Origin of the sequence: Wenjunlia tyrosinilytica, assembly GCF_014646055.1 — a bacterium.
Lineage (GTDB): Bacteria > Actinomycetota > Actinomycetes > Streptomycetales > Streptomycetaceae > Wenjunlia > Wenjunlia tyrosinilytica.
The window spans coordinates 222,852-248,986 of the sequence record NZ_BMMS01000004.1; the positions used below are offsets into that span (position 1 = coordinate 222,852).

The following is a 26,135-nucleotide window of genomic DNA, read 5'->3' on the forward strand; positions in this document are numbered from 1 at the left end:
GTGGCGCGTGACGAGTGGCACGATAAGGAGCATTGAGAACAAAGGCGACATCTGTCGCACCGAACATCCGGCGGCGGTCAACGGGAGGCCCGGGGTGGCAAGGATGAGTTCCGGGGCCGCGGTGGGCTGGATCACGGCGGGGGCGCTCGGCCTCCTGTGGGTGCTGGCCGCGCAGGCGTCGGACAGCGCGGCGGGGCCGTCCGCGGGGGCCCTGCCGGGATCGGTGAGCGCTCCGCCCGCGGAGGCCATGAAGCGGCCCGGCCGCCCCGCCGAGAGCCACCCCGCCCTCCCCGACGCCTCGGGCACGGGCCCCCGCGTGGTGTACGGCATCTCCGCCCGGCGGGTCTGGCTGGTCAGGGAGGGCGCCGAGGTCGCCCGCACCTTCCGGGTGAAGCCGGGCACGGTGGACCCGATCCCCGGCGAGTACGCGGTGCGCACCCGCTCGAACACCGCGGTGGGCTCGGACGGCGTCCCGGTGGAACACGTGGTGCGCTTCGCCGTCCTGGGTGAAACGGTGATCGGCTTCAGCGCGGCGGTGGGCGACCCGAAGCCGCCCAGGACCGAGGCCCGCCGCACGGGCGGCATCAGACAGGCCAGGCCGGACGGCGAAGCGATGTGGCGCTTCGCGGGCATCGGCGTCAAGGTCGTGGTGGTGCCGTAGGGGCGGCGGCCCAAGGCGGCGGATTCGGCGTGCCGGGCGCGGCGGGGACGCGTTGGCACCCGCCTGTCCGCCCGGGCGGGAATTCCCCCGAACGGGTTAGGCGGCGTCCCGGCTTTCGCCGTGGGCGGCTTCGTCGGCGGTTTCGTCGGCGGCTTGGGCGGGTGCTTCGGCGGGGGCCTCCGGGGCGGGAGGTGGGGTGGAGACCGCTTCGGCGGCGGCTCGGGCGGCCAGTAGTGCTCGCACCGACGGGGTCGCCTCGGCGCCGGACGCGTCCGGTGTGCTCTCGGCGGACATGACGCCTCCTGGCAGACGCAGACATGGTTAGGCACCCCTAACCAGGACTTCCATCTGACCATGCCGGGGGTGCCGCGCGCAACATCTTGCCGACACCGCGTCGGAACGTGTCCCTAGTGCCCTTCGAGCAGCCCCGAGAAGTCCTGCTCCACCCACCGCCGCCCCACGCCGGTCAGCGTCACCCGGCGCACATCGTCGTCGCCGTCCGCCGGCTCCGTCACCCCGACGGCCCGCTCGATCACGACCTGGAGGCGCTCCTCCGACAGGTCCTCGACCTTGCCCTCGCCCCACTCCACGACGACCACCGACTCCGGCAGCGAGACATCGAGGTCCAGGTCCTCCATCTCGTCCAGGCCGCCCCCCAGCCGGTAGGCGTCGACGTGCACCAGAGGAGGCCCGCCCACCGTCGACGGGTGCACCCGCGCGATGACGAACGTGGGGGACGTGACCGCCCCCCGCACCCCCAGGCCCTCGCCGAGCCCCCTGGTCAGCGTGGTCTTGCCCGCGCCCAGCTCGCCCGAGAGCAGCACCAGGTCCCCGGGGCGCAGCAGTGCGGCGAGCCCCCTTCCGAGCTCACGCATCCGCTCGGCGGTGGCCACGGTGGCCGTGACCATCGGGACGGGCCCCGCGCAGGGCTCCAATGCGGTGTCTTCCATGCCTACCGATGCTAGAGCCCCACCGCGGGTTCGGTTCGCGCGGCGGCCTCGCCGAGGGCGCGCACGGTGTCCGGGAGGCAGGCCCCCACCGCGTCCGCCGCCCGGGCGAGCAGGCCGCACAGGTGGGCGTTGACCACCTCGGGGCGCTCCAGCATGACCAGGTGCCCGGTGTCGGGCAGGACGACCAGGTCGGCCAGCGGCAGTTTCGCGGCGATGGCGGAGCTGTGCTCGGCCGGGGTCAGCAGGTCCTTGGTTCCGGCGAGAACGAGCGCGGGCACCCCGCGGATGTGGTCGAGCGCCTCGGTCTTCTCATGGGCGGTGATCGCCGGGTAGAGCTCCGCGACCACGTCGATCGGTGTGGCCTCGATCATCCGCTCGGCGAAACGCGCCACCGCCGGGTCCACGTCCGGTCCGCCGAACGAGTAGCGCTTGATCAGCCCCGCCAGGACATCGGCGACCGTCCGCCGCCCCCGCTCCACCAGGTCCACCTGGCGGCCCAGCACCCGAAGCACACCCGGTGCCACCTTGTGCAGCGCCTTGGCGCCGACCGACGGCAGGCCGAACGTGACCGTGCCCCAACTGCCCGCGGTGGTGCCGATGAAGGCGACCCCCGCCACCCGTTCGCGCACGGTCTCGGGGAACTGGTCGGCGAACGCCATCACGGTCATCCCGCCCATCGAGTGCCCCACCAGGACCAGCGGTCCCTGCGGCGCGGCGGCGTCCACGACGGCCTTCAGGTCCCGGCCGAGCTGGTCGATCGTGGCGGGCACCCCCTCCAACTGCGCCTTGCCGCGCTCGGACCGGCCATGGCTGCGCTGGTCCCAGTAGACGGCCCTGACCCGCCCGCGCAGGAGTTCGCGCTGGAAGTGGAAGGCGTCCTGGTTGAGCGTGTAGCCGTGGCAGAACACCACGGTCAGCGGGGGCCGAGCGGCCGAGCCCTTGGAACGGCGCCGCACCCGCCAGCCGCGGCGCTGCTGGGGCACCTTCGGGTCGGCCGGCTCCACGTCGTCGATCTCGTAGTACAGCTCGGTGCCGTCCTCGGCCACGGCCGTTCCCGGTTCACCGCGCAGGGCGCCGAACGGGTCCGCGGCGTCCAGCGCGAGCTGTGCGTTGCGGCGGATGGTGCGGCCGACCGTCAGCCGTTCGACGGCCACACCCGCTGCCGCGCCCGCGGCGACGACCCCGACGGCCAACCCGAGCACCCCCGCGTTCTTCCCGGCCCGGCCCCAGCGCCCGGCGTCCGACGTGGCGGCTTTCGCGGCCTCCACCAGCGCCTCCGCCGTTCGGGCGGCTTCCCCGTCAGGCACCGCCGACACCTCCGGCCCCCTCGACTTCATCGACAGCATCGACTTCGTCGACCGCGTTGACCGCATCGACTTCATCGACCGCATTGACGTGGACGCGCGGAACTCGGGCGCCGACGCGGGTGACGATCTCGTAGACGATGCTCCCGCAGGCCGCCGCCCAGTCCTCGGCGGTCGGCTCCCCGCGGTCGCCGGGGCCGAACAGCACGGCCTCGTCACCGGCGTGCGCCGCATCGCCCCCGAGGTCCACCACGAACTGGTCCATGGCCACCCGCCCGGCCACCGTGCGCCACTTGCCCGCGACGAGCACCGGGCCGGTCCCCGACGCATGCCGGGGGATGCCGTCTCCGTAACCGGCCGGAACGAGCGCCAGGGTGGTCTCGCCGGGCGTGGTGTAGGTGTGGCCGTACGAGACGCCGTGCCCGGCCGGAACCCGCTTGACGCCCGCCAGCCGCGCGGACAGCGTCATCGCCGGGCGCAGCCCGAAGTCCGCGGGGCCGCCGACCTGCGGCACCGGGGAGAGCCCGTAGACCGCCAGCCCAGGGCGGACGAGGTCGAAATGGGACTCGGGCAGGGTCAGGGTGGCCGGCGAGTTGGCCATGTGACGCACCTCGGGCCGGATCCCGGCGACCTCGGCGATCTTCAGCGCCTCGTGGAAGGCCGACAGCTGCGTCGCGATCGACGGGTGGCCCGGCTCGTCGGCACAGGCGAAATGCGACCACAGACCGGTGACGTCGGCCAGGCCCTCGGCCTCGGCGGCCCGCGCCGCGGACACCAGCGCCGCCCAGTCGGCGGGCTGGCAGCCGTTGCGGCCGAGCCCGGTGTCGGCCTTGAGCTGGATCCTGGCGGTGCGGCCGGTCGTCCTCGCCGCCGCGACCGCCTCGCGCAGCGCCCATTCACCGCTGACCGAGATGTCGATGTCCGCCGAGACCGCCTCGGCCCAGGGGTCGCCGGGCGTCCACAGCCAGCACAGCACCGGGCCGGGAAGCCCGGCGGCGCGCAGGGCCAGCGCCTCGTGCGGGGTGGCCGCGGCCAGCCATGCGGCGCCCGCCCGCTTGGCCGCGCGGGCGCAGGCGAGCGCGCCGTGTCCGTAGCCGTCGGCCTTGACCACGGCCATGACGGCGGCGCCCCGGGCACGGGCTCTCAGGGCCCGCACATTGGCCCGGACCGCGGCCAGGTCGACCGTCGCTTGCACTCGCATCGCAGTTTCCATCCCGGCCAGTGTCTCAAGAGCGCCGACCGGGGTGGGAGACGACTCACGACCGGACGTCGATCCACACCGCGGGAAGGGCCTCGGCGATGTCCGGCGCGGTGATCGGCGAGCCCGTGGGCCCCGCGGCCAGCCGCCCGGCCAGACCATGCAGGTAGGCGGCGACGGAACCGGCGTCGCGCGGCTCCAGACCGCCCGCCAGCAGCGACCCGGCGAGCCCCGACAGCACATCACCGCTGCCCGCCGTGCCCAGCCAGCCGGTGCCGGTGGAGTTGACCCGCACGGGGGCACCGGTGTGCGCCACCAGGGTCGTCGAGCCCTTGAGCAGGGCGGTCGCCCGGTACCGCTCGGCCAGGCGCCGCACATGCTCCAGCCGCGACGCCTCGACCAGTTCGCGGGAGGTGTCGAGCAGGACCGCCGCCTCCCCGGCGTGCGGAGTCAGCAGGAGGGGCCCGGCGGGCTCGGCGGAGCCGGAGGCGAGCAGGCTCTTGAGCAGGGCGAGGCCGTCGGCGTCGACCAGGACCGGGACGCCCGAGCGCAGCACGTCCTGAACCGCCTGGTGCGCCTCGGGGGTGTCGCCGAGTCCTGGGCCGACCACCCAGGCCTGCACCCGGCCGGCCTTCGAGGGCGGGCCGGTGTGCACGAGCGTCTCGGGGAAGCGCCGTACGACGTCGTCGGCGGCGGGGCCGACATACCGGACGGCGCCCGCTCCCCCGCGCAGGGCGCCCGCCACTGCCAGGACGGCCGCCCCCGGGTAGCGGGCGGAGCCGGCCACGACGCCGACGACTCCTCGCCGGTACTTGTCGCTCTCCGGCGCGGGCACCGGCAGCAGGGCGGCCACATCGGCGTGCTGGAGGGCCTCGACGGCGGGAGGGCCGGGGCCGATGCCGATCTCGACGAGCCTGACCGTGCCGGCGTGGTGCGCACCGGGATCGATGAGGAGACCGGGCTTGTGGGTGCCGAAGGTCACGGTGACGTCCGCGCGGACTGCGGCGCCGCGCACCTCGCCGGTGTCGGGGTCGATACCGCTGGGCAGGTCGACGGCGACCGTGAGGACACCGCATGCCCGCGCCGCGCGGGTTAGAGCGGCGGCGTTCTCCCGCAGGCCGCCCTTGCCGCCGATGCCCACGATGCCGTCCAGGACGAGGTCGGCCTGCTGGATCAGGCGCTCCCCGCTGGCCCGGTCGCCGGTGGCGCGGCCGCCGGCGGCACGCAGCGCGACCAGGCCCGGCCCATGGACCCGTTCGGGAGAGAGCAGGACGGCGGTGACCCCGGCGCCGCGCCGGGCGAGCCGCGCCCCGGCGTACAGGGCGTCACCGCCGTTGTCGCCGCTGCCGACGAGCAGGACGACGCGCGATCCGTAGACATGGCCGAGCAGGTCGGCGCAGGTGGCGGCGAGCCCGGCGGCCGCCCGCTGCATCAGCGCGCCTTCCGGCAGCCGGGCCATGAGCTCGGCCTCGGCGGCCCTGACATCCTCGACGGCGTGGGCTCTGCGCATGCCCTCAAGCGTAGGGCGCGCCTCAGCCCTCCGCGATCACGACGGCGGAAGCGACGCCCGCGTCGTGACTGAGCGACACATGCCAGCCCTGGACGCCGAGTTCGGCGGCGGCGTCGGCCACCGTGCCGGTGACCTCCAGCCGGGGGCGGCCGGAGTTCTCGGTGACGACCTCGGCGTCGGTCCAGCGCAGGCCGACGGGCGCCCCCAAAGCCTTGGCCAACGCTTCCTTGGCCGCGAAACGGGCCGCCAGAGAGGCGACGCCGCGGCGCTCACCGCTGGGGAGGTAGAGCTCGGAACGGGTGAAGAGCCTGGCGGCCATGCCGGGGGTGCGCTTGAGCGACTCCTCGAAGCGGTCGACCTCCGCCACGTCGATACCGACGCCGATGATCACGCGGTGCCTCTCAGGGATCGTGCGGTTCAGGGATCGTGCGGTTCAGGGATCGTGCGGTTCAGGGATCGTGCGGTCCGGCAGCCGCGGTGGCGGCTGCCGCGATGACCCGCCCGCAGGGGCGGACGGCGCTTCCTAGTCATGCGCCCGGCCGACCGGCTCCGCGTCGGCTCGGCTCCGCGCCGGTCGACGCGGACGCGGCCGGCGCGAAACCGGTCGGGCCTCGGGCCCGTTGGGCGCCTATTCGACGGTGACGGACTTCGCCAGGTTGCGGGGCTGGTCGACCTCGTTGCCGCGGGCCGTTGCCAGCTCGCATGCGAAGACCTGCAACGGGACCGTGGCCACCAGCGGCTGGAGGAGTGTCGGGGTCGCCGGGATCGAGATGAGGTGGTCGGCGTACGGCACGACCGTCTGGTCGCCCTCCTCGGCGATCACGATCGTCCGGGCGCCACGGGCCCTGATCTCCTGGATATTGGAGACGATCTTGTCGTGCAGGACCGAGCGGCCGCGCGGGGACGGCACCACCACGACGACCGGGAGGTCCTCCTCGATCAGCGCGATGGGGCCGTGCTTGAGCTCGCCCGCGGCGAAGCCCTCGGCGTGCATGTACGCCAGTTCCTTGAGCTTGAGCGCGCCCTCCAGCGCCACCGGGTAGCCGACGTGGCGGCCCAGGAACAGGACGGTGTTCTTGTCCTTCAGCGACCGGGCCAGCTCGCGCACCGGCTCCATCGTGTCCAGGACCTGCTCGACCTGCTTGGAGATGTCGGACAGCTCGCGGATGACCGCGTAGATCTCGTCGCCCCACTTGGTGCCGCGCACCTGGCCCAGGTAGAGCGCCACGAGGTAGCAGGCGACGAGCTGCGTCAGGAACGCCTTCGTGGACGCGACGGCGACCTCGGGGCCCGCGTGCGTGTAGAGCACCGCGTCGGACTCACGGGGGATGGTGGAGCCATTGGTGTTGCAGATCGCCAGCACCTTCGAGCCCTGCTCGCGGGCGTGGCGCAGCGCCATCAGCGTGTCCATGGTCTCGCCGGACTGCGAGATCGCCACGACGAGTGTGCGCGGGTCCAGGATCGGGTCCCGGTAGCGGAACTCGCTCGCCAGCTCCACCTCGCACGGCACCCGCGTCCAGTGCTCGATCGCGTACTTGGCGATCATGCCCGCGTGGAACGCCGTGCCGCAGGCGACGATCACGATCTTGTCGATCTCGCGAAGGGCCGGTTCGGGGATGCGCACCTCGTCCAGCGTCAGCCGCCCCGAGGCGTCGATGCGGCCCAGGAGGGTGTCGGCGACCGCCTTGGGCTGCTCGGCGATCTCCTTGAGCATGAAGTAGTCGTAGCCGCCCTTCTCGGCGGCCGAGGCGTCCCAGTCGACGTGGTACTCGCGGACCTCGGCGGGGTTGCCGTCGAAGTCGGTGACGGTCACGCCCTCGCGGCGCAGCTCCACCACCTGGTCCTGGCCCAGCTCTACGGCCTCGCGGGTGTGCGCGATGAACGCGGCCACGTCGGACGCCAGGAAGTTCTCGCCGTCACCGACGCCGACCACCAGCGGGGAGTTGCGGCGGGCGCCCACCACCACATCGGGCGCGTCCGCGTGCACGGCGACCAGCGTGAACGCCCCGTCGAGGCGCCGGCACACCTGCCGCATCGCCTCGGCGAGGTCGGGGACCTGAGAGAACTGCTCGGCCAGCAGATGGGTGACGACCTCGGTGTCGGTCTCCGAGACGAGTGTGTGGCCGCGCTCGGACAGCTCGGCACGCAGGGCCGCGAAGTTCTCGATGATGCCGTTGTGGACGACGGCGACCCGGCCCGCGTTGTCCAGGTGGGGGTGGGCGTTGGCGTCCGTAGGACCGCCGTGGGTGGCCCAGCGGGTGTGCCCGATGCCGGTGTGGCCGGTCGGCAGGGGGTGGTCCGCGAGGGCCTTCTCCAGATTGGCCAGCTTCCCGGCCTTCTTGTCCGCGGCCAGCCCGCCGTCGGCGAGCACCGCCACCCCGGCCGAGTCGTAGCCCCGGTACTCCAGGCGCTTGAGCCCGGCGATGACAACGTCCAGGGCCGACTGCCCGCCCACGTATCCAACGATTCCGCACATGCGTGCCAGCTTAAGTGCCTCTCGGCTCCGTCCGTCCCACCCCGGCCGCTCGTCCCGCCGGACCCGCCCCCACCGGAGGACGACCGTGCGCCGGATGTCCCCGGCGCAAGGTCAAGGCTCACCGCGGACGGCGGGACCTCCGTCCTCGAGGTGCGGGGCGCCTATGACATGGCTCACGCCGGGGCGCCGGTGCCGCGCGCTCCTCGATCCGCGCGGCGCCGACGGCCCCTGCCCAACCGCCATCCGCGTGTCAGGACCTCGCGCGGTACGCCCGCATCGCCAGAGGGGCGAAGACCGCGGCTATGCCCGCCGCCCAGACGAGGGTCCACAGCACCGGTGAGGCCACCTCGCCGCCCGTCGTCAGACCGCGGAAGGCGTCCGACAGATGGGAGACCGGGTTCACCTTCACCCATGCCTGCAGCCAGCCCGGCATCGTGTCCTCGCGCACGAAGGCGCTGCTGGTGAAGGTGAGCGGCATCATCGTGGTGAACGCGAAGACCTGCACCTTCTCCGGGTCGCTCGCCACCATGCCGATCAGCACCGCCATCCACGCCATCGACAGGGTGAACAACAGCAGGAGCCCCACTCCCGCCAGAACGCTGCCGACGCTCGTGTGGAAGCGGAAGCCGAGCAGCACACCGAGGCCGAACATCAGCGCGAGCGACCACACCTGCTTGATCGTGTCGGCGACCACCCGCCCCAGCAGGGGCGCTATCCGGGCGATGGGCAGGCTCCGCAGCCGGTCGAAGACGCCCTTGGTCAGGTCGGTGTTCAGCCCGATGCCCGTACTCAGCGTGCCGAACAGCGCGTTCTGCACGATCAGGCCGGCCAGCGCGTACTGCAGGTACTCCTTCGGGGACCCGGCCATCTGGCCGCCGAAGACATAGGTGAACAGGATCACGAACATCACCGGCTGGACGCTGAGGTCGATCAGCTCCATCGGGTTGTGCTTGATCTGCACCAGATTCCGCCAGGCCATCGTGGCGGTCTGCTCCAGCGCGGCCGCCGGGCGCACTCGCCCGCTCTTGGCCATCGACGGAGCGGCCACGGTCGCGGTCGCCGCGCTCATGCCGACATCCCCACCTTCTCGAAGTCCCGCTCGTCCGCCGGGTCACCGGCCTGCTCGCCGGTCCCGTCCGTCTCCTCGGCCCGGCGCCCGGTCAGTGCCAGGAACACCTCGTCGAGGCTGGAGCGGCGCAGCGCCAGCTCCCCCACGGCCACACCTTCCTGATCGAGCCTGCGCACGATCGCGGGCATCATCGCCGGATCGTTCACCGGGGCGGTCACCACACCGCCCTCGATCTTGGCCCCGGGACCGGCGGCCTCCGCCATCAGTGCGTGCGTCCTCGCCAGATCCTCCGGCGAGAGCGGCCTGACCTGGAGCACCTGGCCGCCCACCTGGGACTTCAGCTCGTCCGGAGTGCCGTCGGCGATGACCCGGCCCTTGTCGATCACCACGATGTCGTCGGCGAGCTGGTCCGCCTCCTCCAGATACTGCGTGGTCAGCAGGACGGTGACCCCGTCGCCGACCAGGCCCCGCACGATCTCCCACAGCTCCCCGCGGCTGTGCGGGTCCAGGCCCGTGGTCGGCTCGTCGAGGAAGAGGATCCTCGGCCGTCCCACCAGGCTGGCCGCCAGATCGAGGCGGCGCCGCATACCGCCGGAGAACGTCTTGGCGGCGCGCCCGCCCGCGTGGCTCAGGCGGAAGCTCTCCAGCAGCTCGGCGGCCCGCGCCTTCGCCTCGCTCCTGGGCAGCCCCAGCAGGCGGCCGATCATCAGCAGGTTCTCGTAGCCGGTGAGCATCTCGTCCACCGCTGCGTACTGCCCCGTCAGGCCGACTTCGGCCCGCACCAGGCCCGCCTCGCGCACCACGTCGTGGCCGCCGACGAGCGCCCTGCCCCCGTCGGGCCGCAGCAGCGTGGCCAGGATCCGCACGGCCGTGGTCTTCCCGGCACCGTTGGGACCCAGCACGCCCAGTACCGTGCCGGTGCGCGCGACCAGATCGACCCCGGCGAGCGCCTCGGTCTCCTTGAACCGCTTGACCAGGCCTTCAGCCTGGATCGCGTAGGTCATGAGCCGTCCCTTGCCTCTCGGTGTGCGGACGCCCCCGCGCCCACCGACCACCATGCCAGGCACCACTGACAGCCCGTCCACAACCGGCTGACAGCGCCCTGGCCGGTGCCCGGCGAGCTATTTCCCGCCACCCGCCCCGGCCATTCCCGCCACCCGCGCGTGCCTCGTCGCGCCGCCCCGCCGACCGTGAATAGAGCACCTGTGCCCACAATGGACGCTGTGATCGCGACTACGACGACGTCCAGTCCCTACGTGGACCTGTCCCGCGCCGAATGGAGCGCGCTGCGGGACAAGACCCCGCTGCCGCTGACCGCCGAGGAGGTCGAGCGGCTGCGCGGCCTCGGCGACGTGGTGGACCTGGACGAGGTCGTCGACGTCTACCTGCCGCTGTCCCGCCTGCTGAACCTCTACGTGGCCGCCACCAACGGCCTGCGCGGCGCCCTCAACACCTTCCTCGGCGACACCCGCAACGGCCACGGCCCGCAGTCGGGCACCCCGTTCGTCATCGGGGTCGCGGGCAGCGTGGCCGTCGGCAAGTCCACGACCGCGCGCATCCTCCAGGCGCTGCTCGCCCGCTGGCCCGAGCACCCGCGCGTGGAGCTGATCACCACGGACGGCTTCCTCTTTCCCAAGGCGGAGCTGGAGCGGCGCGGCCTGATGTCGTACAAGGGCTTCCCCGAGTCCTACGACCGGCGGGCGCTGACGCGTTTCGTCGCCGACGTCAAGGCGGGCAAGGAAGCGGTCTCAGCGCCCGTGTACTCCCACCTCACCTACGACATCGTGCCCGGTGCCACCCAGACCGTGCGCCGCCCGGACATCCTGATCGTCGAGGGGCTGAACGTCCTTCAGCCGGCCCTTCCCGGCAAGGACGGCCGCACCCGGGTCGCCGTCGCCGACTTCTTCGACTTCAGCGTCTACGTGGACGCGCGCACCGACGACATCGAGCACTGGTACCTCAGCCGATTCCGCAAGCTGCGTCAGACCGCGTTCCAGGACCCGCACTCGTACTTCCACCGCTACACCCAGGTCTGCGAGGAGGAGGCGATGGACTACGGCACCATGATCTGGCGCACCGTCAACAAGCCCAACCTGCTGGAGAACGTCCTGCCGACCCGTGGCCGCTCCACCTTGATCCTGCGCAAGGGCGGCGACCACAAGGTCCAGCGCCTGAGCCTGCGCAAGCTCTGACCTCCCGCTCGCCCGGCCGCGGCGCGAATGGCGGACGCCCGCCCCGCAGGGACAGGGCGGGCGTCCGAAGAAAGGGTTCAGCAGCCGGGGGCGGTCAGTTGCCCAGGACCCGTTTGACCACGTCGGCCAGGCGTCCGGCCACGGCATGCGCCTGGTCGGTGTCGGCGGCCTCGACCATGACGCGCACCAGCGGCTCCGTCCCGGACGAGCGCAGCAGGACCCGGCCGGTGGCGCCGAGCTCACGCTCGGCCTCGCCGACGGCCGCGGCCAGCTCCGCGGAGCTGGAGACCCGTGACTTGTCGACGTCGGGCACGTTGATGAGCACCTGCGGGAGCCGGGTCATCACCGCGGCGAGCTCGGACAGCGGCTGCTTGGTCGCCGCGAGCCGCGCGGCGAGCATCAGGCCGGTGAGCGCGCCGTCGCCGGTGGTGGCGTGGTCGAGCAGGATGACGTGCCCGGACTGCTCGCCGCCGAGGGCGTAGCCGCCGCTCTTCATCTGCTCCAGCACATAGCGGTCGCCGACCGAGGTCTGGATCAGGCGGATGCCCTCGCGCTCGAGCGCCAGCTTGAAGCCGAGGTTGGACATGACAGTGGCCACGACGGTGTTCTCGCGCAGCGTCCCGGCGTCCCGCATGGCGACGGCGAGGACCGCGAGGATCTGGTCGCCGTCGATCTCGGTGCCCTCGGCGTCCACGGCCAGGCAGCGGTCGGCGTCGCCGTCGTGCGCCACGCCGAGGTCGGCGCCGCACTCGACCACGGCCGCCTGAAGCCTGCCGAGGTGCGTGGAGCCGTAGCCGTCGTTGATGTTGAGGCCGTCCGGGTCGGCGCCGATGGTGATCACCTCGGCGCCCGCGCGGGTGAATGCCTCCGGGGAGACCCGGGCCGCCGCTCCGTGCGCGCCGTCGATGACGACCTTGAGCCCGTCGAGGCGGTTGGGCAGCACCGCGACGAGGTGGGCGACGTACTGGTCGAAGCCCTCGCCGTAGTCGGTGACCCGGCCGACGCCCGCGCCGGTCGGGCGGTCCCAGTCGGCGTCACCGGCGCCGCCGTAGCGGTCGTAGTGCGCCTCGATGGCGTCCTCGATCTCGTCGGCCAGCTTGTGGCCGCCGCGGGCGAGGAACTTGATCCCGTTGTCGGGCATCGGGTTGTGGCTGGCGGAGAGCATCACGCCGAGGTCGGCGCCCAGCGCGCCGGTGAGATACGCCACCGCCGGAGTGGGCAGCACACCGACGCGCAGGACGTCCACGCCTGCGCTGGCGAGTCCGGCGACCACGGCGGCCTCCAGGAACTCACCCGAAGCACGGGGATCACGCCCCACCACCGCCACCGGTCGATGGCCCTCGAAGGCGCCGGCGTCCGCCAGCACATGCGCCGCCGCCACCGACAGGCCGAGCGCGAGCTCGGCGGTCAGGTCCCGGTTGGCGACGCCGCGCACGCCGTCCGTGCCGAAGAGTCGTCCCACAGTGATTCCTCCGAGAGTGCGAGAGAAACGGACGGCAGATGACAGTCCCGACGTGACCTGCTGGCCCTAGTTTCCCCGATAAAAAGACAAACGCCTCGGAGGCACAGGTTCGTGCCTCCGAGGCGTTCGTAGGTTCCGTATCCGGACCGGGAGACCAGCGGCCACGCCGATCCCGATAGGGAGGCCTGTTTAGCGCTTGCTGTACTGCGGCGCCTTGCGGGCCTTCTTCAGACCTGCCTTCTTGCGCTCGACGGCGCGGGCGTCCCGGGTGAGGAAGCCGGCCTTCTTGAGCGGGCCGCGGTTGTTGTCGGGGTCGGCCTCGTTCAGCGAACGGGCGACACCGAGGCGCAGCGCGTAGGCCTGGCCGGAGATGCCGCCGCCGCTGATGCGGACGAAGACGTCGTACTTGCCGTCGAGCTCAAGGATCTTGAAGGGCTCGTTGACGGCCTGCTGGTGCACCTTGTTGGGGAAGTACTCCTCAAGGGTGCGACCGTTGATCTTCCACTGGCCGGTGCCGGGGACGATGCGCACACGGGCGATCGCCTCCTTGCGGCGGCCGGTGCCGGCGCCCGGGATCGCTTCACCGAAGCGGCCGGCGAGCGACTCGGACGTGTAGTTCTCCTGGTCCTGCGCCTCAACGGTCTCCTCGACCTCGAGGGGGGCCTCAGCGGTGGTCTCGGCCACGAATGCTCCTCAGATTTCTTCTCGTCAGGGGTGTGGCCGGGACTACTGCGCGACCTGAGTGATCTCGAACGGCACCGGCTGCTGGGCAGCGTGCGGGTGCTCGGAGCCGGAGTACACCTTCAGCTTGGACAGCATCTGGCGACCCAGGGTGTTCTTGGGGAGCATGCCCTTGATGGCCTTCTCCACGGCCCTCTCGGGGTTCTTGTCCAGCAGCTCGTCGTAGCGGACGGAGCGCAGACCACCCGGGTAGCCGGAGTGGCGGTAGGCCATCTTCTGGGTCCGCTTGTTGCCGGAGAGGTGCACCTTGTCGGCGTTGATGATGATGACGAAGTCACCAGTGTCGACATGCGGCGCGTACACCGGCTTGTGCTTGCCCCGGAGCAGAGACGCGGCCTGGGAGGCCAGTCGGCCGAGCACGACGTCGGTCGCGTCGATTACGTGCCACTGACGCTGGACATCGCCGGGCTTAGGGCTGTACGTGCGCACGGTCGTAGCCTTCGCTTCTTCAGTGAGTGGGTCCTGACAGGACCGCCCGGACGTGAACAATCGGCCTAACCGATCAGTGCCCGGATGGTCCGGCGTAGTGACTTCTCACGTGAGAACGAGCAAGCCAATACGCACAACGAACTCGCAGAATACCGGTCTGGGGCGGCCAGGGTCAAAACGCGCTGCCGGAGCCCCGGAACGACCGGGCAGATTTTACGGCGTTCCAGCCGCTCCTTCGCGCAGGCCCGCCGGTGCGGCGGCGGGTTCCCCACCCGTCCGGCCGCACGGTCCCACTCCCTCCGCCACCGCCTTCCCCACGCGCCGCCCGGCGCCGTGCTCCGATCCCTGCCCCGCCTCCCGCTCGGGGACCGCCGCCCGCCCGGCCGCCACGCACCTGTGCGCCACCACGGCGGCCAGGGCGCAGAACATCCAGGCGTCCTTGAACGCCCGGCGCTCCTGAGTGGCCAGATAGGGCCAGACGAACGCGTGCACCTGCGGAATCAGCGCGAACCAGAACCACGGGGAGCGCGCCGCCGAGCCGCGCACCGGCATCGAGGCGAGCAGCGGCAGGAGCACGACGAGCACGTAGTGGAGGAAGGACGGCCGGGAGACGAGGAACACCGAGAGCATGATCATCGAGCCGGTCTCCACCAGCCGCAGCCGCTCGTCCCCTCCCCGCCGCCAGCGCATCCACGCGACATACAGACCGGCCAGCGCGAGCGCCCCGGCGGCGCACATGGCCGGGCCCTGCGGCAGTCCCAGCCTGGGCAGCACCGTGGACAGGGAGCCGTCGAAGGGTCGGGCGTAGTTGTCCTGGCCCTGGAAGAGGAAGGGCAGGGTCTTGGTGATGAACAGCGTCGGACGCGGCATCGCCAGCGCCGCCAGCAGCGAGGCCACCGCCGGGATCGCCGCCGCGAGCGCGAAGGCCCTCGGCCGCCGGGCGAACAGCAGGATCAGGGCGAACGGTACGAGCATCGGCTTGAAGGCGATGGCCACGCCCACCACGGCGCCCGCCGCGGTCCAGCGCGAGCGCAGCGCCATCAACAGCGCGAACGGCATGGCGGCGACGGAGAACGCGGTCCAGTTGGCCAGGCCCACCACATCGCGGAACGGCGCGAAGTAGACCAGGGCGGCCACCCCCAGCACGGCCAGCCGACTGCCCGGGGAGACCGAGAAGATCCGCAGCGAGCACCACCAGCCGAACATCACCAGGGCGGTGGCCGCGAACGGCGCCCCCCACAGCACCGCCCGCTCGGGCATCAGCGCTTCGGGGACGGCGGCGAAGACACTGCTCGGAAGATAGAGGAACCGCTTGTCCGCGTAGGGGGACCCGCCCTCCATCAGGGTCCTGGCGGCCTTGACCACGAAGTAGTTGTCCATGCCGGGCCGCGTGCCGCTGACCGCGACCGACACCGACAGCAGGAGCATGAAGACGGCCGCGGCCCTGGCGGTCCGGGAGGCGGGGGAGCACAACCAGGCCCCGATCCCCGCCCCCCCATCCACTTTGCCAGCAATGCCTGAATTGTTCCGCTGCATGAACGGGATCGTAAGCGGGCGGGCTCCACCGCTCCGGGACCACACGCCAACGCGGGCGTTCTACCGCTCCCGCGCCACGCGGGCCTCGTCCCACACCGGCTCCGTCGCCTCCCGCACCACCCCGTCCTGCCCGAAGACCAGGAAGCGGTCGAAGGAGCGGGCGAACCACCGGTCGTGCGTGACCGCCAGCACCGTGCCCTGGTACGCCTCCAGCCCCTCCTGCAGCGCCTCGGCGCTCTCCAGGTCGAGGTTGTCCGTGGGCTCGTCGAGCAGGAGCGCCGTCGCCCCGTCCAGCTCCAGCAGGAGGATCTGGAAACGGGCCTGCTGGCCGCCCGAGAGCCGGTCGAAGGGCTGGTCGCCCTGCCGCTCCAGCTCGTAGCGGCGCAGCACGCTCATCGCCCCGCCCCGGTCCTTGGCGTGCTCGGTCCACAGGATGTCGACCAGCGCGCGCCCGACCAGCTCCGGATGCGTGTGAGTCTGGGCGAAGTGGCCCGGCACCACCCGCGCGCCCAGCTTCCAGAGACCGGTGTGCGCCACCGGGCCGCCCGCGAGCAACCGCAGGAAGTGCGACTTCCCCGAGCCGTTGGAGCCCAGCACCGCCACCCGCTCGCCGTAGAAGACCTCCAGGTCGAACGGCTTCATCAGACCGGTCAGCTCCAGGCGCTCGCAGGTGACCGCCCGTACCCCGGTGCGGCCGCCCCGCAGCCGCATCGTGATGTTCTGCTCGCGCGGGGGCTCCTGGGGAGGGCCCGCCTCCTCGAACCTGCGCAGCCGTGTCTGCGCCGCCTGGCAGCGACTGGCCATGCCGTCGTTGTACTTCGCCTTCTGCTTGAGCGTACTCACCAGCTGCTGGAGTTTGGCGTGCTGCTCGTCCCAGCGGCGGCGCAGCTCCTCGAACCGCGCGAAGCGCTCCTTGCGCGCCTCGTGGAACGTGGCGAAGCCCGCGCCGTGCACCCAGACGTCCGACCCCGCGGGGCCCGGCTCGACACTGACGACCTTCTCGGCGGCGCGGGCGAGCAGTTCCCGGTCGTGGGAGACGAACAGCACGGTCTTCGGGGTCTGCCGCAACTGCTCCTCCAGCCAGCGCTTGCCGGGCACGTCCAGGTAGTTGTCCGGCTCGTCGAGCAGGAGCACCTCCTCCGGTCCGCGCAGCAGGGCCTCCAGGACGAGCCGCTTCTGCTCGCCCCCGGACAGCGTCGAGACCTCGCGCCACTGCACCCGCTCGTAGGGAGCGCCGAGCGCGGCCATCGTGCACATGTCCCAGACGGTCTCGGCGTCGTAGCCGCCGACCTCCGCCCAGTCGCTGAGCGCCTGCGCGTAGTCGAGCTGCGCGGGCTCGTCGTCGCGCGCCATGATCGCCAGCTCCGCCTCGTCGACCGCCCTGGCCGCCGTCCGCAGCCCCGGACGGGCCACCGACACCAGCAGATCGCGCACGGTGGTGTCGTCGCGGACCGAACCGACGAACTGCGGCATCACCCCGAGGCCGCCGCTGACGACGACCGAGCCGCCGTGCGGTTCCAGCTCCCCCGCGATCATCCGCAGCAGGGTGGTCTTCCCCGCCCCGTTGGCCCCGACCAGGGCGACCGCCGCGCCCTCCCCCACCCGGAAGGAGGCATCCGAGAACAGCACCCGCCCGTCCGGCAGGTAGTACTCCAAGTGCGCAGCCTCGAGGTGTCCCATGGGCAGGGATTCTTCCCCCGTCCGCACGCCCGCCCAACCGGTTTTCCCAACAGGCGGCCGGAGCCGGGGCGGGACGGGGGCAGGCCCTAGGATTCCGGCATGAGCGACGGGTGGGGAGCGGGATCAGGACCGGGACGGGGACCAGGGCCTGGACCGGGATCCGGACCGGGCGACGGTCGGCAGGACGGGGGGCAGGACGGGCGGCAGGGCGGCCAGCCGCACAGCCCCTGGCCGCCCGCGGGGCAGCCCGGTGTTCCGGCTCCGCGCAACCCCGGCGAGCCCGACTGGGACGCCCTCGCCGCCGCCACCGCCCGCGGGACCCGCAGGCGCAGGCTGTTCATGATCGGCGGGGGCGCGCTGGCCGCGGCCGCCGTGGCCGGGATCGTGGCCGTCGCCATCAGCCGCAGCGGCTCGCACTCCTCGCACGACCCCGCAGCCGATCTGCCCTCCGCCTCCGCGCTGCCGCCGGACCCGGGCCCGTCCGCGCCCGACTTCCCCGCGGTGAGCCGGCCGCCGGCGCCGGACCCGCTGGCATTCATCTCCAGCGCCGGGAAGGACACCGCGCCGCTCACGCCGGGCACCCTCTTCCCCGACAAGCGCATGAGCATCGATGACCGCTCCTACACCAGGGCCACCACCAGCACCACCAAGAACTGCGCGAGCGTCACACAGGGCGGCCTCGGCTCCGTGCTCGCCCGCAACGGCTGCCACCAGGTCCTTCGGGCCACCTACGTACGCGACGGCAAGGCGGTGACCGTCGGCGTCGCCGTCTTCGACGACGCCAAGGCGGCGAGCCGGGCGCGCAAGCAGGCGACGGGCAATATCGCGGCGATGTCCGGCGGCGGCGTCGGCACCTTCTGCCGTCCGGTCGCCTGCTGGCGCACCAGCAACGCCGTGGGCCGCTACGCCTACTTCACCATCGCCGGTCCCGCGGACGGCGGCGCCGCCTCGGGCGGCGACAGGGCCGCCAAGCAGGCCGGGCGGGACGCCGGCACCTTCGCCTTCGACCGCATCGTCCAGCGGGGCAGGGACGCGGCGGCCCGCTGACCGCGCTCCCCGGCCCGCGGGAGAAGCGTCAGGATGTGCGGTCCACGGAGAAGCTGGTGCAGCTGGGGCCCGTCACGGAGCCGTCGAGATGACTGGGAGTACCGGAGTCGTATCGGGCCGACAGGTCCACCATGAGGTAGCCCGGCGGCTGGCTGATCCAGTGGTCGCCGGTCAGCTCCAGCGAGCTCCCGTCGAAGGAACCGGTCATGGCGAACGAGCCTCGGGGCACCCCGGGATTCGACGGTGCGGGATAGAAGCTGAAGACGGCGTCCACATCGCCGTCGCCCGCGTCCTTGATGGTGAGCACCAGCCCGGTGACGCCCTGGTTGCAGATGTAGCTGCCCCGCCAGGTGCCCAGCACGGGCTCCGCGGTCGATCCCGAGCGCTGGTCTGCGCTCGCTGAGGCCTCGTCCACGGAAGAGCTCGGCTCCGCGCTGTACGAGGGGCTCTCGGACACCGGAGGGCTCGGCTCCGAGGAACTGGACGGGCTCTCGTAGGCGCTCTCGGAGCCGGAGGGGCCGGCGGCCGGGCTGCCGTGGTCCGTGGACGGCGAGGCGGACGAACGGGATGAGGCAGCCGAGTCCGCCCTGAGCTGGTGCGGCAGGAACCAGGCCAGGAACGCGATGGCGAGCACGGCCGCCGCGGCGACGATCCACTTCGCCGCGCCCGCCCCGCGCCCGCCGCGGGAGTCCGGGGGGATGTGCGGGTGCGCGTACGGGTTGGGGGGCGCATCCGCACCGATGGCGGTGTACCCGGGTCCCCCCGGAGGCGGAGTCTCCGGGACCAGCGGCGGGGGGCCGAAGCCGGAGGTCGCCCCCGGCGGGGAGACGTACGGCGCTCCGGGCGGGGGTGTGCTCGGTACCGCGGGAGGGGGAGCCATGGGCGGCATGGGCGGCATGGGCGCGGAGAGCTTCGCGTCGTGGCCGAGCGGTGCGGTCGTGGGCGCAGCGTCCCCACGGGGCTCCTGGGGCCTCCAGGGGCCCTGGGGCATCTGGGGCTCCGGGAGCGTCCGGGACTCCGTGAGGTTCTGGGCCTCGGGGAGGTTCTGGGGATCCTGAGCGGCCTGATGAGGTGAGTCCTCGGTGCGCTCCCTCACCGTCCCCGCGACCGCGGGCGGCAGCCACGCCGAGCCCGCGAAGGCGAGGGTCGGCTGCTCGGCGCCCACCGTCTCGGCCAGCTCATTGAGGATCTCTCCCAGCCCCGGCCGGTCCTGCGGCCTCTTCGCGAGGCAGTGCGCGACCATCGGGCGCAGCCGCTCCGGCACGGCCCGCAGGTCCGGCTCGTTGTACACGATCCGGAACATCAGTCCCTGCGCCGAGCCCGTCCCGAAGGGCCCCGTCCCCGAAGCGGTGAACGCGAGCACCGAGCCGAGGGAGAAGATGTCGCTCGGCGGTCCCACCGGCTCGCCCGTGAGCTGCTCGGGCGACATGAAGCCCGGCGTACCGACCACCACACCGGTGCGGGTGAGCGCGCTGGCCTCGTTGGCGACGGAGATGCCGAAGTCGATGACGCGGGGGCCGTCGGCGGCGAGCAGGATGTTGGACGGCTTGAGGTCGCGGTGGACCAGGTCGGCGGCGTGGATCGCCTCCAGGGCCTCGGCGAGCCCGGCGGCCAGCGCGGTGATGGGCGCCTGGGGCCAGGCGCCGTGCTCGGCCACGGCGACATCCAGCGAGACCCCGGGCACGTAGGCCGTCGCCAGCCATGGCGGTGAGCCCTCCGGGTCCGCGTCGACCACCCCGGCCGTGAACACACCGTTCACCCGCCGGGCGGCCGCCACCTCACGCGCGAAGCGCTGCCGGAACTCGCGGTCCTCGGCCAGCTCGGGCCGCACCACCTTGACGGCGAAGGCGCGACCACCGCGCGACCTGCCGAGATACACCCGCCCCATACCGCCCGCACCGAGGCGGGCGACGATCCGATACTGCCCCACCTGTGCCGGATCGCCCGGCTCCAGGGCTTTCAAAGACTCCACCGGGCCCCCCTTGCGGCGATGTCGTCATCAGGCTATCGGCCGCGGACCCCGTGGACAGGGCAAACCGGATGTTCTCCCGCGCCCTGCGGGCCCGGGCTCAGCAGCCCCCCACGACGGGCAGCGACCGCTTGCTGCGTGCCTCCAGGTTCCGCGCCGCCAGCAGCTCGTCCGCCGGGTAGCCGACCTCCTCCAGGGTCAGCCCGTGCGGGCGCACCACATTGACCGCCGAGTGCCGCACCCGCCCCGCCAGCACCTCGGCCGGGAAGTCCACCGGACGGTGTCCGTCGCCCACCAGGAGCATCGAGCCCACCAGTGCCCGCACCATGTTGTGGCAGAAGGCGTCGGCGCGGACGGTCGCCACCGCCAGCCCCTCAGGGGCGCGCTCCCACTCCAGCCTCTGGAGCGTGCGGATCGTCGTGGCGCCCTCACGCTTCTTGCAGTACGCCGCGAAGTCGTGCTCGCCCAGCAGCTTGGCCGCGGCCTCGTTCATCAGGTCCACGTCCAGCGGGCGGTCGTGCCAGAGCACAAAGCCCCTCAGCAGCGGATCGACCCCGCCGGGGTGGTCGCCGACCCGGTAGGCGTACCGCCGCCAGATCGCCGAGAAACGGGCGTCGAAGCCCTCCGGCGCACGGGTCACCCGCCACACCCGGACGTCGTGCGGCAGCCGCCCTGCGAGCCGCCGCAGCAGCTTCCCCCCGTGCTCCTGCCACACCCGCTCGTCGAGGTCCACGTGCGCCACCTGCCCGCGCGCGTGCACCCCCGCGTCGGTACGGCCCGCCACGGTCAGCTCCACCGGCTCGGGCAGCCGCAGCACGGTCCGGATCGCCGACTCCAGCTCCCCCTGCACCGTGCGCCGCTCGCGCTGCTTGGCCCAGCCCGAGAAGTCCCGGCCGTCGTAACTCAGGTCCAGCCGGACCCGTACCTCGCCCACTCGCACTCCCACATACGCGGACGGACCCGCTCTCCCCTGGGGAAGAGCGGGTCCGTCACCGAAACCTCGGACGCGTCAGGCGTCCTTGGACTCCTCGGCCGGAGCCTCGGCGGCCTCGGTCTCGTCGGTCTTCCCGAGACCCTCGAGAGCCTTGTCGCCGGCCTCGGCCTTGGCCGACTCCTTGGCAGCCGACTCCTTGGCCGCGCGCTTGGTGGCGCCCTCGGCCTCGCCCACCGCGGTCTGCTGGACGGTCAGCGCCTCGACCAGCTCGATCACGGCCATCGGGGCGTTGTCGCCACGACGGGGACCGATCTTGGTGATGCGGGTGTAGCCGCCCGGACGGTTCTCGAAGCGAGGACCGATCTCCGCGAAGAGGGTGTGCACGACGCTCTTGTCGCCGATGACCTCGTGCACCTGGCGACGCGCGTGCAGGTCGCCGCGCTTGGCCTTGGTGACCAGGCGCTCGGCGAACGGACGCAGGCGGCGGGCCTTGGCCTCGGTCGTGGTGATGCGGCCGTGCTCGAAGAGAGCGGTGGCCAGGTTGCGCAGCATGAGACGCTCGTGCGCTGCGCTGCCGCCCAGACGGGCGCCCTTGGTGGGCTTCGGCATGGTGTTTCTCCTCCATGTCTGCACCGGCCGTATCAGGTACCGGTGTCAGTTCGGTGGGGCGGTGTTGCCCCACCGAAGTCCGTGGCGGAGCCGCGGGACACCGGCCCCACGGCTCCGACGAGCCTCACGGCTCGGTACTGCGGGTGTCGCTCAGTACTGCTCGGTCTCCACGAAGCCCGAGTCGGCGTCGTCGTCGGCGCCGAAGGCGTCGGCGGCGGCGGTCGGGTCGAATCCGGGCGGGCTGTCCTTGAGCGCCAGGCCCATGCCGGCCAGCTTCGCCTTGACCTCGTCGATCGACTTCGCACCGAAGTTGCGGATGTCGAGCAGATCGGCCTCGGAACGCGCCACGAGCTCACCCACGGAGTGGATGCCCTCGCGCTTGAGGCAGTTGTAGGAGCGGACGGTGAGCTCCAGCTCCTCGATCGGCAGCGCCAGGTCGGCGGCGAGGGCGGCGTCCGTCGGGGACGGGCCCATGTCGATGCCCTCGGCGTCGACGTTCAGCTCGCGGGCGAGGCCGAACAGCTCGACGAGGGTCTTGCCGGCCGAAGCCATGGCGTCACGCGGACGCATGGCCTGCTTGGTCTCGACGTCGACGATCAGCTTGTCGAAGTCGGTGCGCTGCTCGACGCGGGTGGCTTCCACCTTGTAGGTGACCTTGAGCACCGGGCTGTAGATCGAGTCGACCGGGATCCGGCCGATCTCCTGGCCCGACTGCTTGTTCTGCACGGCGGAGACGTAGCCGCGGCCGCGCTCGACGGTCAGCTCCATCTCCAGCTTGCCCTTGCCGTTCAGCGTGGCGAGGACCAGCTCCGGGTTGTGCACCTCGACACCGGCCGGCGGAGCGATGTCCGCGGCGGTGACCAGGCCCGGGCCCTGCTTGCGCAGGTACATCACGACCGGCTCGTCGTGCTCCGAGGAGACGACGAGCTGCTTGATGTTGAGGATGACGTCGGTGACGTCCTCCTTGACGCCCGGCACGGTGGTGAACTCGTGCAGGACGCCGTCGACCCGGATGCTGGTGACCGCGGCACCGGGGATCGAGGAGAGCAGGGTACGACGCAGGGAGTTGCCGAGGGTGTAGCCGAAGCCCGGCTCCAGCGGCTCGATCACGAACCGGGAGCGGAATTCGTCGACGACCTCTTCGGTCAGCGTCGGCCGCTGAGCGATGAGCATGGGGATGTCCTCCAGTCTTCGGCGCCCGCTATTTGACGCCGAGGCTTCAAGGGTACGGGCGGTTCGGCGGAAAACACACCGAACCGCCCGTTTTCAGAGCTCTTACTTGGAGTAGAGCTCCACAATCAGCTGCTCCTGCACCTGGGTGTCGATCACCTGGCGCTGGGGCAGAGCGTGCACGAGCACCCTCATCTTCGACGGGATGACCTCGAGCCACGCCGGAACGGTCCGCTCGCCGGCCTCGGCACGGGCCACCACGAACGGGGTCAGCTCGAGCGAGTCCTTGCGGACCTGGACGATGTCGTTCTCGCTGACGCGAGCCGACGGGATATCCGTCTTGCGGCCGTTGACCTCGATGTGGCCGTGGCGGACCAGCTGACGGGCGTGGTCGCGGGACTTGGCGAAGCCGGCCCGGTAGACCACGTTGTCGAGGCGGGTCTCGAGGATGCGCAGCAGGTTCTCGCCAGTCTTGCCCTGCTTGCGGTTGGCTTCCTCGTAGTAACCGCGGAACTGCTTCTCAAGGACACCGTAGATACGAGCGCACTTCTGCTTCTCACGCTTCTGAAGCAGGTACTCGCTGTCCTTGGTGCGCCCGCGCCCGTGCTCACCCGGGGGGTAAGGACGGATCTCGATCGGGCACTTTGCGCTCTCGCACTTGCTCCCCTTGAGGAAGAGCTTCTGCTTCTCCCGACGGCAACGCTTGCAGTCGGCCCCGGTGTAACGCGCCATTGTCTCGTTTCTCCTACTTCAGCTGGTCAGACGCGGCGGCGCTTCGGCGGGCGGCAGCCGTTGTGCGGGGTCGGGGTGACGTCCTGGATCGAACCCACCTCGAGGCCGGTGGCCTGGAGGGAGCGGATCGCGGTCTCACGGCCGGAGCCGGGACCCTTGACGAAGACGTCGACCTTGCGCATGCCGTGCTCCTGCGCGCGACGGGCGGCCGACTCGGCGGCCATCTGCGCGGCGAACGGGGTCGACTTGCGCGAGCCCTTGAAGCCGACGTGGCCGGCAGAGGCCCAGGAGATCACGTTGCCCGAGGGGTCGGTGATCGAAACGATGGTGTTGTTGAACGTGCTCTTGATGTGAGCGTGCCCGTGGGCGACGTTCTTCTTCTCCTTGCGGCGCACCTTCTTGGCGCCGGCCTGACGGCTCTTCGGAGGCATGTGGTGAGAACTCCTGTGAGGTGATCGGTCCTACGGCTTCGGACCGCTGGGTCGTGAAGCTGAGGACTACTTCTTGCCCGGCTTCTTCTTACCGGCGATGGCGCGACGCGGGCCCTTGCGGGTGCGGGCGTTCGTGTGGGTGCGCTGGCCGCGGACCGGAAGGCCGCGGCGGTGGCGCAGACCCTCGTAGCAGCCGATCTCCACCTTGCGGCGGATGTCCGCCTGGATCTCGCGGCGGAGGTCACCCTCGGTCTTGTAGTTCGCCTCCACCCAGTCGCGGAGCTTGACGAGGTCTTCCTCGGCCAGGTCGCGGACGCGGACGTCCGGGTTCACGCCGGTGTTCTTGAGCGTCTCCTGGGCACGGGTACGACCGATGCCGAAGACATAGGTGAGAGCGACCTCCACGCGCTTCTCGCGCGGGAGGTCAACGCCAACGAGGCGTGCCATTTATGTGGCTCCAGTTGCTATTCGGAGGTCTTCCGCAGCACCGTTCCCGGAGGTCCTGCCTCCGGGTCCCCGGCCTCCGACCGGGGGTGTCGTCCCGAGGGGGGTCGGGTGACTGCGTATGAACGTGTTGAACGCGTCGCTGAGAAGAAGCCGCGAGTGCGGTGGTGCGTCAGCCCTGGCGCTGCTTGTGGCGCAGGTTGTCGCAGATCACCATGACCCGGCCGTGGCGGCGGATCACCTTGCACTTGTCGCAGATCTTCTTGACGCTCGGCTTGACCTTCATGTGATGTGAGGTTCTCCGGGTCGTGCCGAAGCCCCGAGCGATCGGGGCGGCGGCGATCTACTTGTAGCGGTAGACGATCCGTCCGCGCGTCAGGTCGTAGGGAGACAACTCCACGACGACCCGGTCGTCAGGAAGGATACGGATGTAGTGCATCCGCATCTTGCCGCTGATGTGCGCGAGGACCTTGTGCCCGTTCTGGAGCTCCACCCTGAACATCGCGTTCGGCAGAGACTCGATCACGGTGCCCTCGATTTCGATGGCCCCTTGCTTCTTGGGCACGCTTCGCCTTCCGAGATCGGCTACCTTGGTCGGCTGACGCGCGCCCATACGCGGGCGTGCGGGCACACGTGAGCCGACGCATCAGTCTACGTCAGGGCATGCCGAATGACGAATCGAGGGCCCGAGGGCCCCGTCACTGGGAATGCTGCCCACCGCTGAAGATCATTACGCTGCCGGATCCGGGGCGGTCTGGATGCCGTACTCGGCGAGCTTGGCCCTGCCGCCGTCCACCGCGGTCAGCACCAGGGGGCCCTCCTCGGTGAGCGCGACCGAGTGCTCCCAGTGCGAGGACCAGCTGCCGTCGTCGGTCTTGACCGTCCAGTCGTCCTCGAGCACATGGGTGCGGGAGGTGCCCAGGCTCACCATGGGCTCGATGGCGATGCAGAACCCCGGGACCAGCTTGGGGCCTCGGCCGCGCCGGCGGTCCACGTAGTTCAGCAGGTGCGGGTCCATGTGCATGGCCGAGCCGATGCCGTGGCCGCCGTAGTCCTCGACGATCCCGTACTTGCCGCAGGCGGGACGCGGCTGGCGGCGGATGTAGCCCTCGATGGCCTTGGAGATGTCCACGAGCCGGTTGCCCTTGCGGACCGCGGCGATACCGGCCCACATCGACTCCTCCGTCACCCGGCTGAGCTCGTGCAGCTCCGGAGCGTGCCCCTCGCCCACGAACGCGGTGAACGCGGCGTCGCCGTGCCAGCCGTCCACGATCGCGCCCGCGTCGATGGAGATGATGTCGCCGTCCTTCAGGACGGTGCCGGTGCCGGGGATCCCATGGACCACGACCTCGTTGACCGAGGTGCAGATCGTGGCCGGGAAGCCGCCGTAGCCGAGGAAGTTCGGCTTGGCGCCGTGGTCGGCGAGCACCTTGCGGGCGACGTCGTCCAGGTCCTTGGTGGTGGCGCCCGGCACGGCCGCCTCCCCGCAGGCCTGGTGGATGCGCGCGACGACCAGCCCGGCCTCGCGCATCTTCGCGATCTGCTCGGGGGTCTTGATCTCCACCATGCGCCTTCGCCCTTCCAGCCACTC

At 71.7% G+C, this 26,135-nt stretch carries 27 protein-coding genes; 3 read left to right on the forward strand and 24 right to left on the reverse strand.

Going from position 1 to position 26,135, the window contains the following annotated elements; genetic code table 11:
* Window positions 1-103: 103 nt before the first annotated feature.
* Window positions 104-661: a hypothetical protein gene (locus IEY86_RS06415; RefSeq protein WP_308425103.1), complete on the forward strand. Its 558-nt coding sequence runs from the start codon at window positions 104-106 to the stop codon at window positions 659-661.
* Between the two features lie 96 nt (window positions 662-757).
* Here the strand turns inward: IEY86_RS06415 and IEY86_RS37515 are convergent, their stop codons facing one another.
* From IEY86_RS37515 to IEY86_RS06460, 9 genes are all read right to left on the reverse strand, one after another.
* A complete protein-coding gene (locus IEY86_RS37515) occupies window positions 758-955 on the reverse strand; it encodes a hypothetical protein (RefSeq protein WP_189130534.1) in 198 nt (65 codons plus the stop codon).
* A gap of 113 nt (window positions 956-1,068) precedes the next feature.
* Window positions 1,069-1,611: a tRNA (adenosine(37)-N6)-threonylcarbamoyltransferase complex ATPase subunit type 1 TsaE gene (gene tsaE, locus IEY86_RS06425; protein ID WP_189130535.1), complete on the reverse strand. Its 543-nt coding sequence runs from the start codon at window positions 1,609-1,611 to the stop codon at window positions 1,069-1,071.
* 11 nt (window positions 1,612-1,622) lie between these two features.
* Complete coding sequence (locus IEY86_RS06430; protein ID WP_229698194.1) at window positions 1,623-2,918, reverse strand: alpha/beta fold hydrolase; 1,296 nt, start codon at window positions 2,916-2,918, stop codon at window positions 1,623-1,625.
* The gene (alr, locus tag IEY86_RS06435) at window positions 2,911-4,116 is read right to left on the reverse strand and encodes an alanine racemase (protein ID WP_373286963.1); all 1,206 of its coding nucleotides are present in this window, start codon (window positions 4,114-4,116) and stop codon (window positions 2,911-2,913) included. The genes IEY86_RS06430 and alr overlap by 8 nt, the downstream gene beginning before the upstream one ends.
* Window positions 4,117-4,171: 55 nt before the next feature.
* Window positions 4,172-5,623 carry an NAD(P)H-hydrate dehydratase gene (locus IEY86_RS06440; protein ID WP_189130538.1) on the reverse strand — a complete coding sequence of 484 codons (1,452 nt, stop codon included), beginning with the start codon at window positions 5,621-5,623 and terminating at the stop codon, window positions 4,172-4,174.
* Between the two features lie 22 nt (window positions 5,624-5,645).
* Window positions 5,646-6,014 carry a holo-ACP synthase gene (locus IEY86_RS06445; RefSeq protein ID WP_189130539.1) on the reverse strand — a complete coding sequence of 123 codons (369 nt, stop codon included), beginning with the start codon at window positions 6,012-6,014 and terminating at the stop codon, window positions 5,646-5,648.
* Between the two features lie 237 nt (window positions 6,015-6,251).
* Window positions 6,252-8,099 (reverse strand): glutamine--fructose-6-phosphate transaminase (isomerizing), encoded by a 1,848-nt coding sequence (gene glmS, locus IEY86_RS06450; protein ID WP_189130540.1) that lies wholly within the window; start codon window positions 8,097-8,099, stop codon window positions 6,252-6,254.
* Between the two features lie 250 nt (window positions 8,100-8,349).
* Entirely contained in the window at window positions 8,350-9,168 is an 819-nt protein-coding gene (locus IEY86_RS06455; RefSeq protein ID WP_189130541.1) for an ABC transporter permease, read from the reverse strand.
* Complete coding sequence (locus IEY86_RS06460) at window positions 9,165-10,172, reverse strand: ATP-binding cassette domain-containing protein (RefSeq protein WP_189130542.1); 1,008 nt, start codon at window positions 10,170-10,172, stop codon at window positions 9,165-9,167. The genes IEY86_RS06455 and IEY86_RS06460 overlap by 4 nt, the downstream gene beginning before the upstream one ends.
* Before the next feature lie 210 nt (window positions 10,173-10,382).
* Here IEY86_RS06460 and coaA point away from each other — a divergent pair, with 210 nt between their 5' ends.
* Window positions 10,383-11,360, forward strand: a complete 978-nt coding sequence (gene coaA, locus IEY86_RS06465; RefSeq protein WP_189130543.1) for a type I pantothenate kinase — start codon at window positions 10,383-10,385, stop codon at window positions 11,358-11,360.
* Between the two features lie 94 nt (window positions 11,361-11,454).
* Here coaA and glmM read toward each other — a convergent pair whose 3' ends face one another.
* The 5 genes from glmM to IEY86_RS06490 form a co-directional block, all read right to left on the reverse strand.
* Window positions 11,455-12,822, reverse strand: a complete 1,368-nt coding sequence (gene glmM, locus IEY86_RS06470; RefSeq protein ID WP_189130544.1) for a phosphoglucosamine mutase — start codon at window positions 12,820-12,822, stop codon at window positions 11,455-11,457.
* A 189-nt stretch (window positions 12,823-13,011) separates the two neighbouring features.
* Entirely contained in the window at window positions 13,012-13,506 is a 495-nt protein-coding gene (gene rpsI / locus IEY86_RS06475) for a 30S ribosomal protein S9 (RefSeq protein ID WP_189130545.1), read from the reverse strand.
* Window positions 13,507-13,548: 42 nt separating this feature from the next.
* Entirely contained in the window at window positions 13,549-13,992 is a 444-nt protein-coding gene (gene rplM / locus IEY86_RS06480) for a 50S ribosomal protein L13 (RefSeq protein ID WP_189130546.1), read from the reverse strand.
* 213 nt (window positions 13,993-14,205) lie between these two features.
* Entirely contained in the window at window positions 14,206-15,465 is a 1,260-nt protein-coding gene (locus IEY86_RS06485) for a glycosyltransferase family 87 protein (protein ID WP_229698195.1), read from the reverse strand.
* 123 nt (window positions 15,466-15,588) lie between these two features.
* Window positions 15,589-17,208, reverse strand: coding sequence for an ABC-F family ATP-binding cassette domain-containing protein (locus IEY86_RS06490; RefSeq protein WP_189130548.1), 1,620 nt, complete (start codon window positions 17,206-17,208; stop codon window positions 15,589-15,591).
* 99 nt (window positions 17,209-17,307) lie between these two features.
* Here IEY86_RS06490 and IEY86_RS06495 point away from each other — a divergent pair, with 99 nt between their 5' ends.
* Window positions 17,308-18,255 (forward strand): hypothetical protein, encoded by a 948-nt coding sequence (locus tag IEY86_RS06495; RefSeq protein ID WP_189130549.1) that lies wholly within the window; start codon window positions 17,308-17,310, stop codon window positions 18,253-18,255.
* A gap of 28 nt (window positions 18,256-18,283) precedes the next feature.
* Here IEY86_RS06495 and IEY86_RS36230 read toward each other — a convergent pair whose 3' ends face one another.
* The 10 genes from IEY86_RS36230 to map all read right to left on the reverse strand — a co-directional run bounded on the left by IEY86_RS36230 (window position 18,284) and on the right by map (window position 26,111).
* Window positions 18,284-20,227 (reverse strand): serine/threonine-protein kinase, encoded by a 1,944-nt coding sequence (locus tag IEY86_RS36230; protein WP_229698196.1) that lies wholly within the window; start codon window positions 20,225-20,227, stop codon window positions 18,284-18,286.
* Between the two features lie 97 nt (window positions 20,228-20,324).
* Complete coding sequence (truA, locus tag IEY86_RS06505) at window positions 20,325-21,158, reverse strand: tRNA pseudouridine(38-40) synthase TruA (protein ID WP_189130550.1); 834 nt, start codon at window positions 21,156-21,158, stop codon at window positions 20,325-20,327.
* Between the two features lie 75 nt (window positions 21,159-21,233).
* The gene (gene rplQ / locus IEY86_RS06510) at window positions 21,234-21,767 is read right to left on the reverse strand and encodes a 50S ribosomal protein L17 (protein ID WP_189130551.1); all 534 of its coding nucleotides are present in this window, start codon (window positions 21,765-21,767) and stop codon (window positions 21,234-21,236) included.
* A gap of 150 nt (window positions 21,768-21,917) precedes the next feature.
* Window positions 21,918-22,940: a DNA-directed RNA polymerase subunit alpha gene (locus IEY86_RS06515; RefSeq protein WP_189130552.1), complete on the reverse strand. Its 1,023-nt coding sequence runs from the start codon at window positions 22,938-22,940 to the stop codon at window positions 21,918-21,920.
* A 102-nt stretch (window positions 22,941-23,042) separates the two neighbouring features.
* Entirely contained in the window at window positions 23,043-23,669 is a 627-nt protein-coding gene (gene rpsD, locus IEY86_RS06520; protein ID WP_189130553.1) for a 30S ribosomal protein S4, read from the reverse strand.
* A 26-nt stretch (window positions 23,670-23,695) separates the two neighbouring features.
* On the reverse strand, window positions 23,696-24,100 hold the full coding sequence (rpsK, locus tag IEY86_RS06525) for a 30S ribosomal protein S11 (RefSeq protein ID WP_018382542.1): 405 nt from the start codon (window positions 24,098-24,100) through the stop codon (window positions 23,696-23,698).
* A gap of 66 nt (window positions 24,101-24,166) precedes the next feature.
* Window positions 24,167-24,547: a 30S ribosomal protein S13 gene (gene rpsM / locus IEY86_RS06530; protein WP_189130554.1), complete on the reverse strand. Its 381-nt coding sequence runs from the start codon at window positions 24,545-24,547 to the stop codon at window positions 24,167-24,169.
* A 169-nt stretch (window positions 24,548-24,716) separates the two neighbouring features.
* Window positions 24,717-24,830 carry a 50S ribosomal protein L36 gene (rpmJ, locus tag IEY86_RS06535; protein ID WP_003956441.1) on the reverse strand — a complete coding sequence of 38 codons (114 nt, stop codon included), beginning with the start codon at window positions 24,828-24,830 and terminating at the stop codon, window positions 24,717-24,719.
* A gap of 57 nt (window positions 24,831-24,887) precedes the next feature.
* Window positions 24,888-25,109, reverse strand: a complete 222-nt coding sequence (infA, locus tag IEY86_RS06540) for a translation initiation factor IF-1 (RefSeq protein WP_018382544.1) — start codon at window positions 25,107-25,109, stop codon at window positions 24,888-24,890.
* A gap of 165 nt (window positions 25,110-25,274) precedes the next feature.
* Window positions 25,275-26,111, reverse strand: a complete 837-nt coding sequence (gene map, locus IEY86_RS06545; RefSeq protein WP_189130555.1) for a type I methionyl aminopeptidase — start codon at window positions 26,109-26,111, stop codon at window positions 25,275-25,277.
* Between the last annotated feature and the right edge of the window lie 24 nt (window positions 26,112-26,135).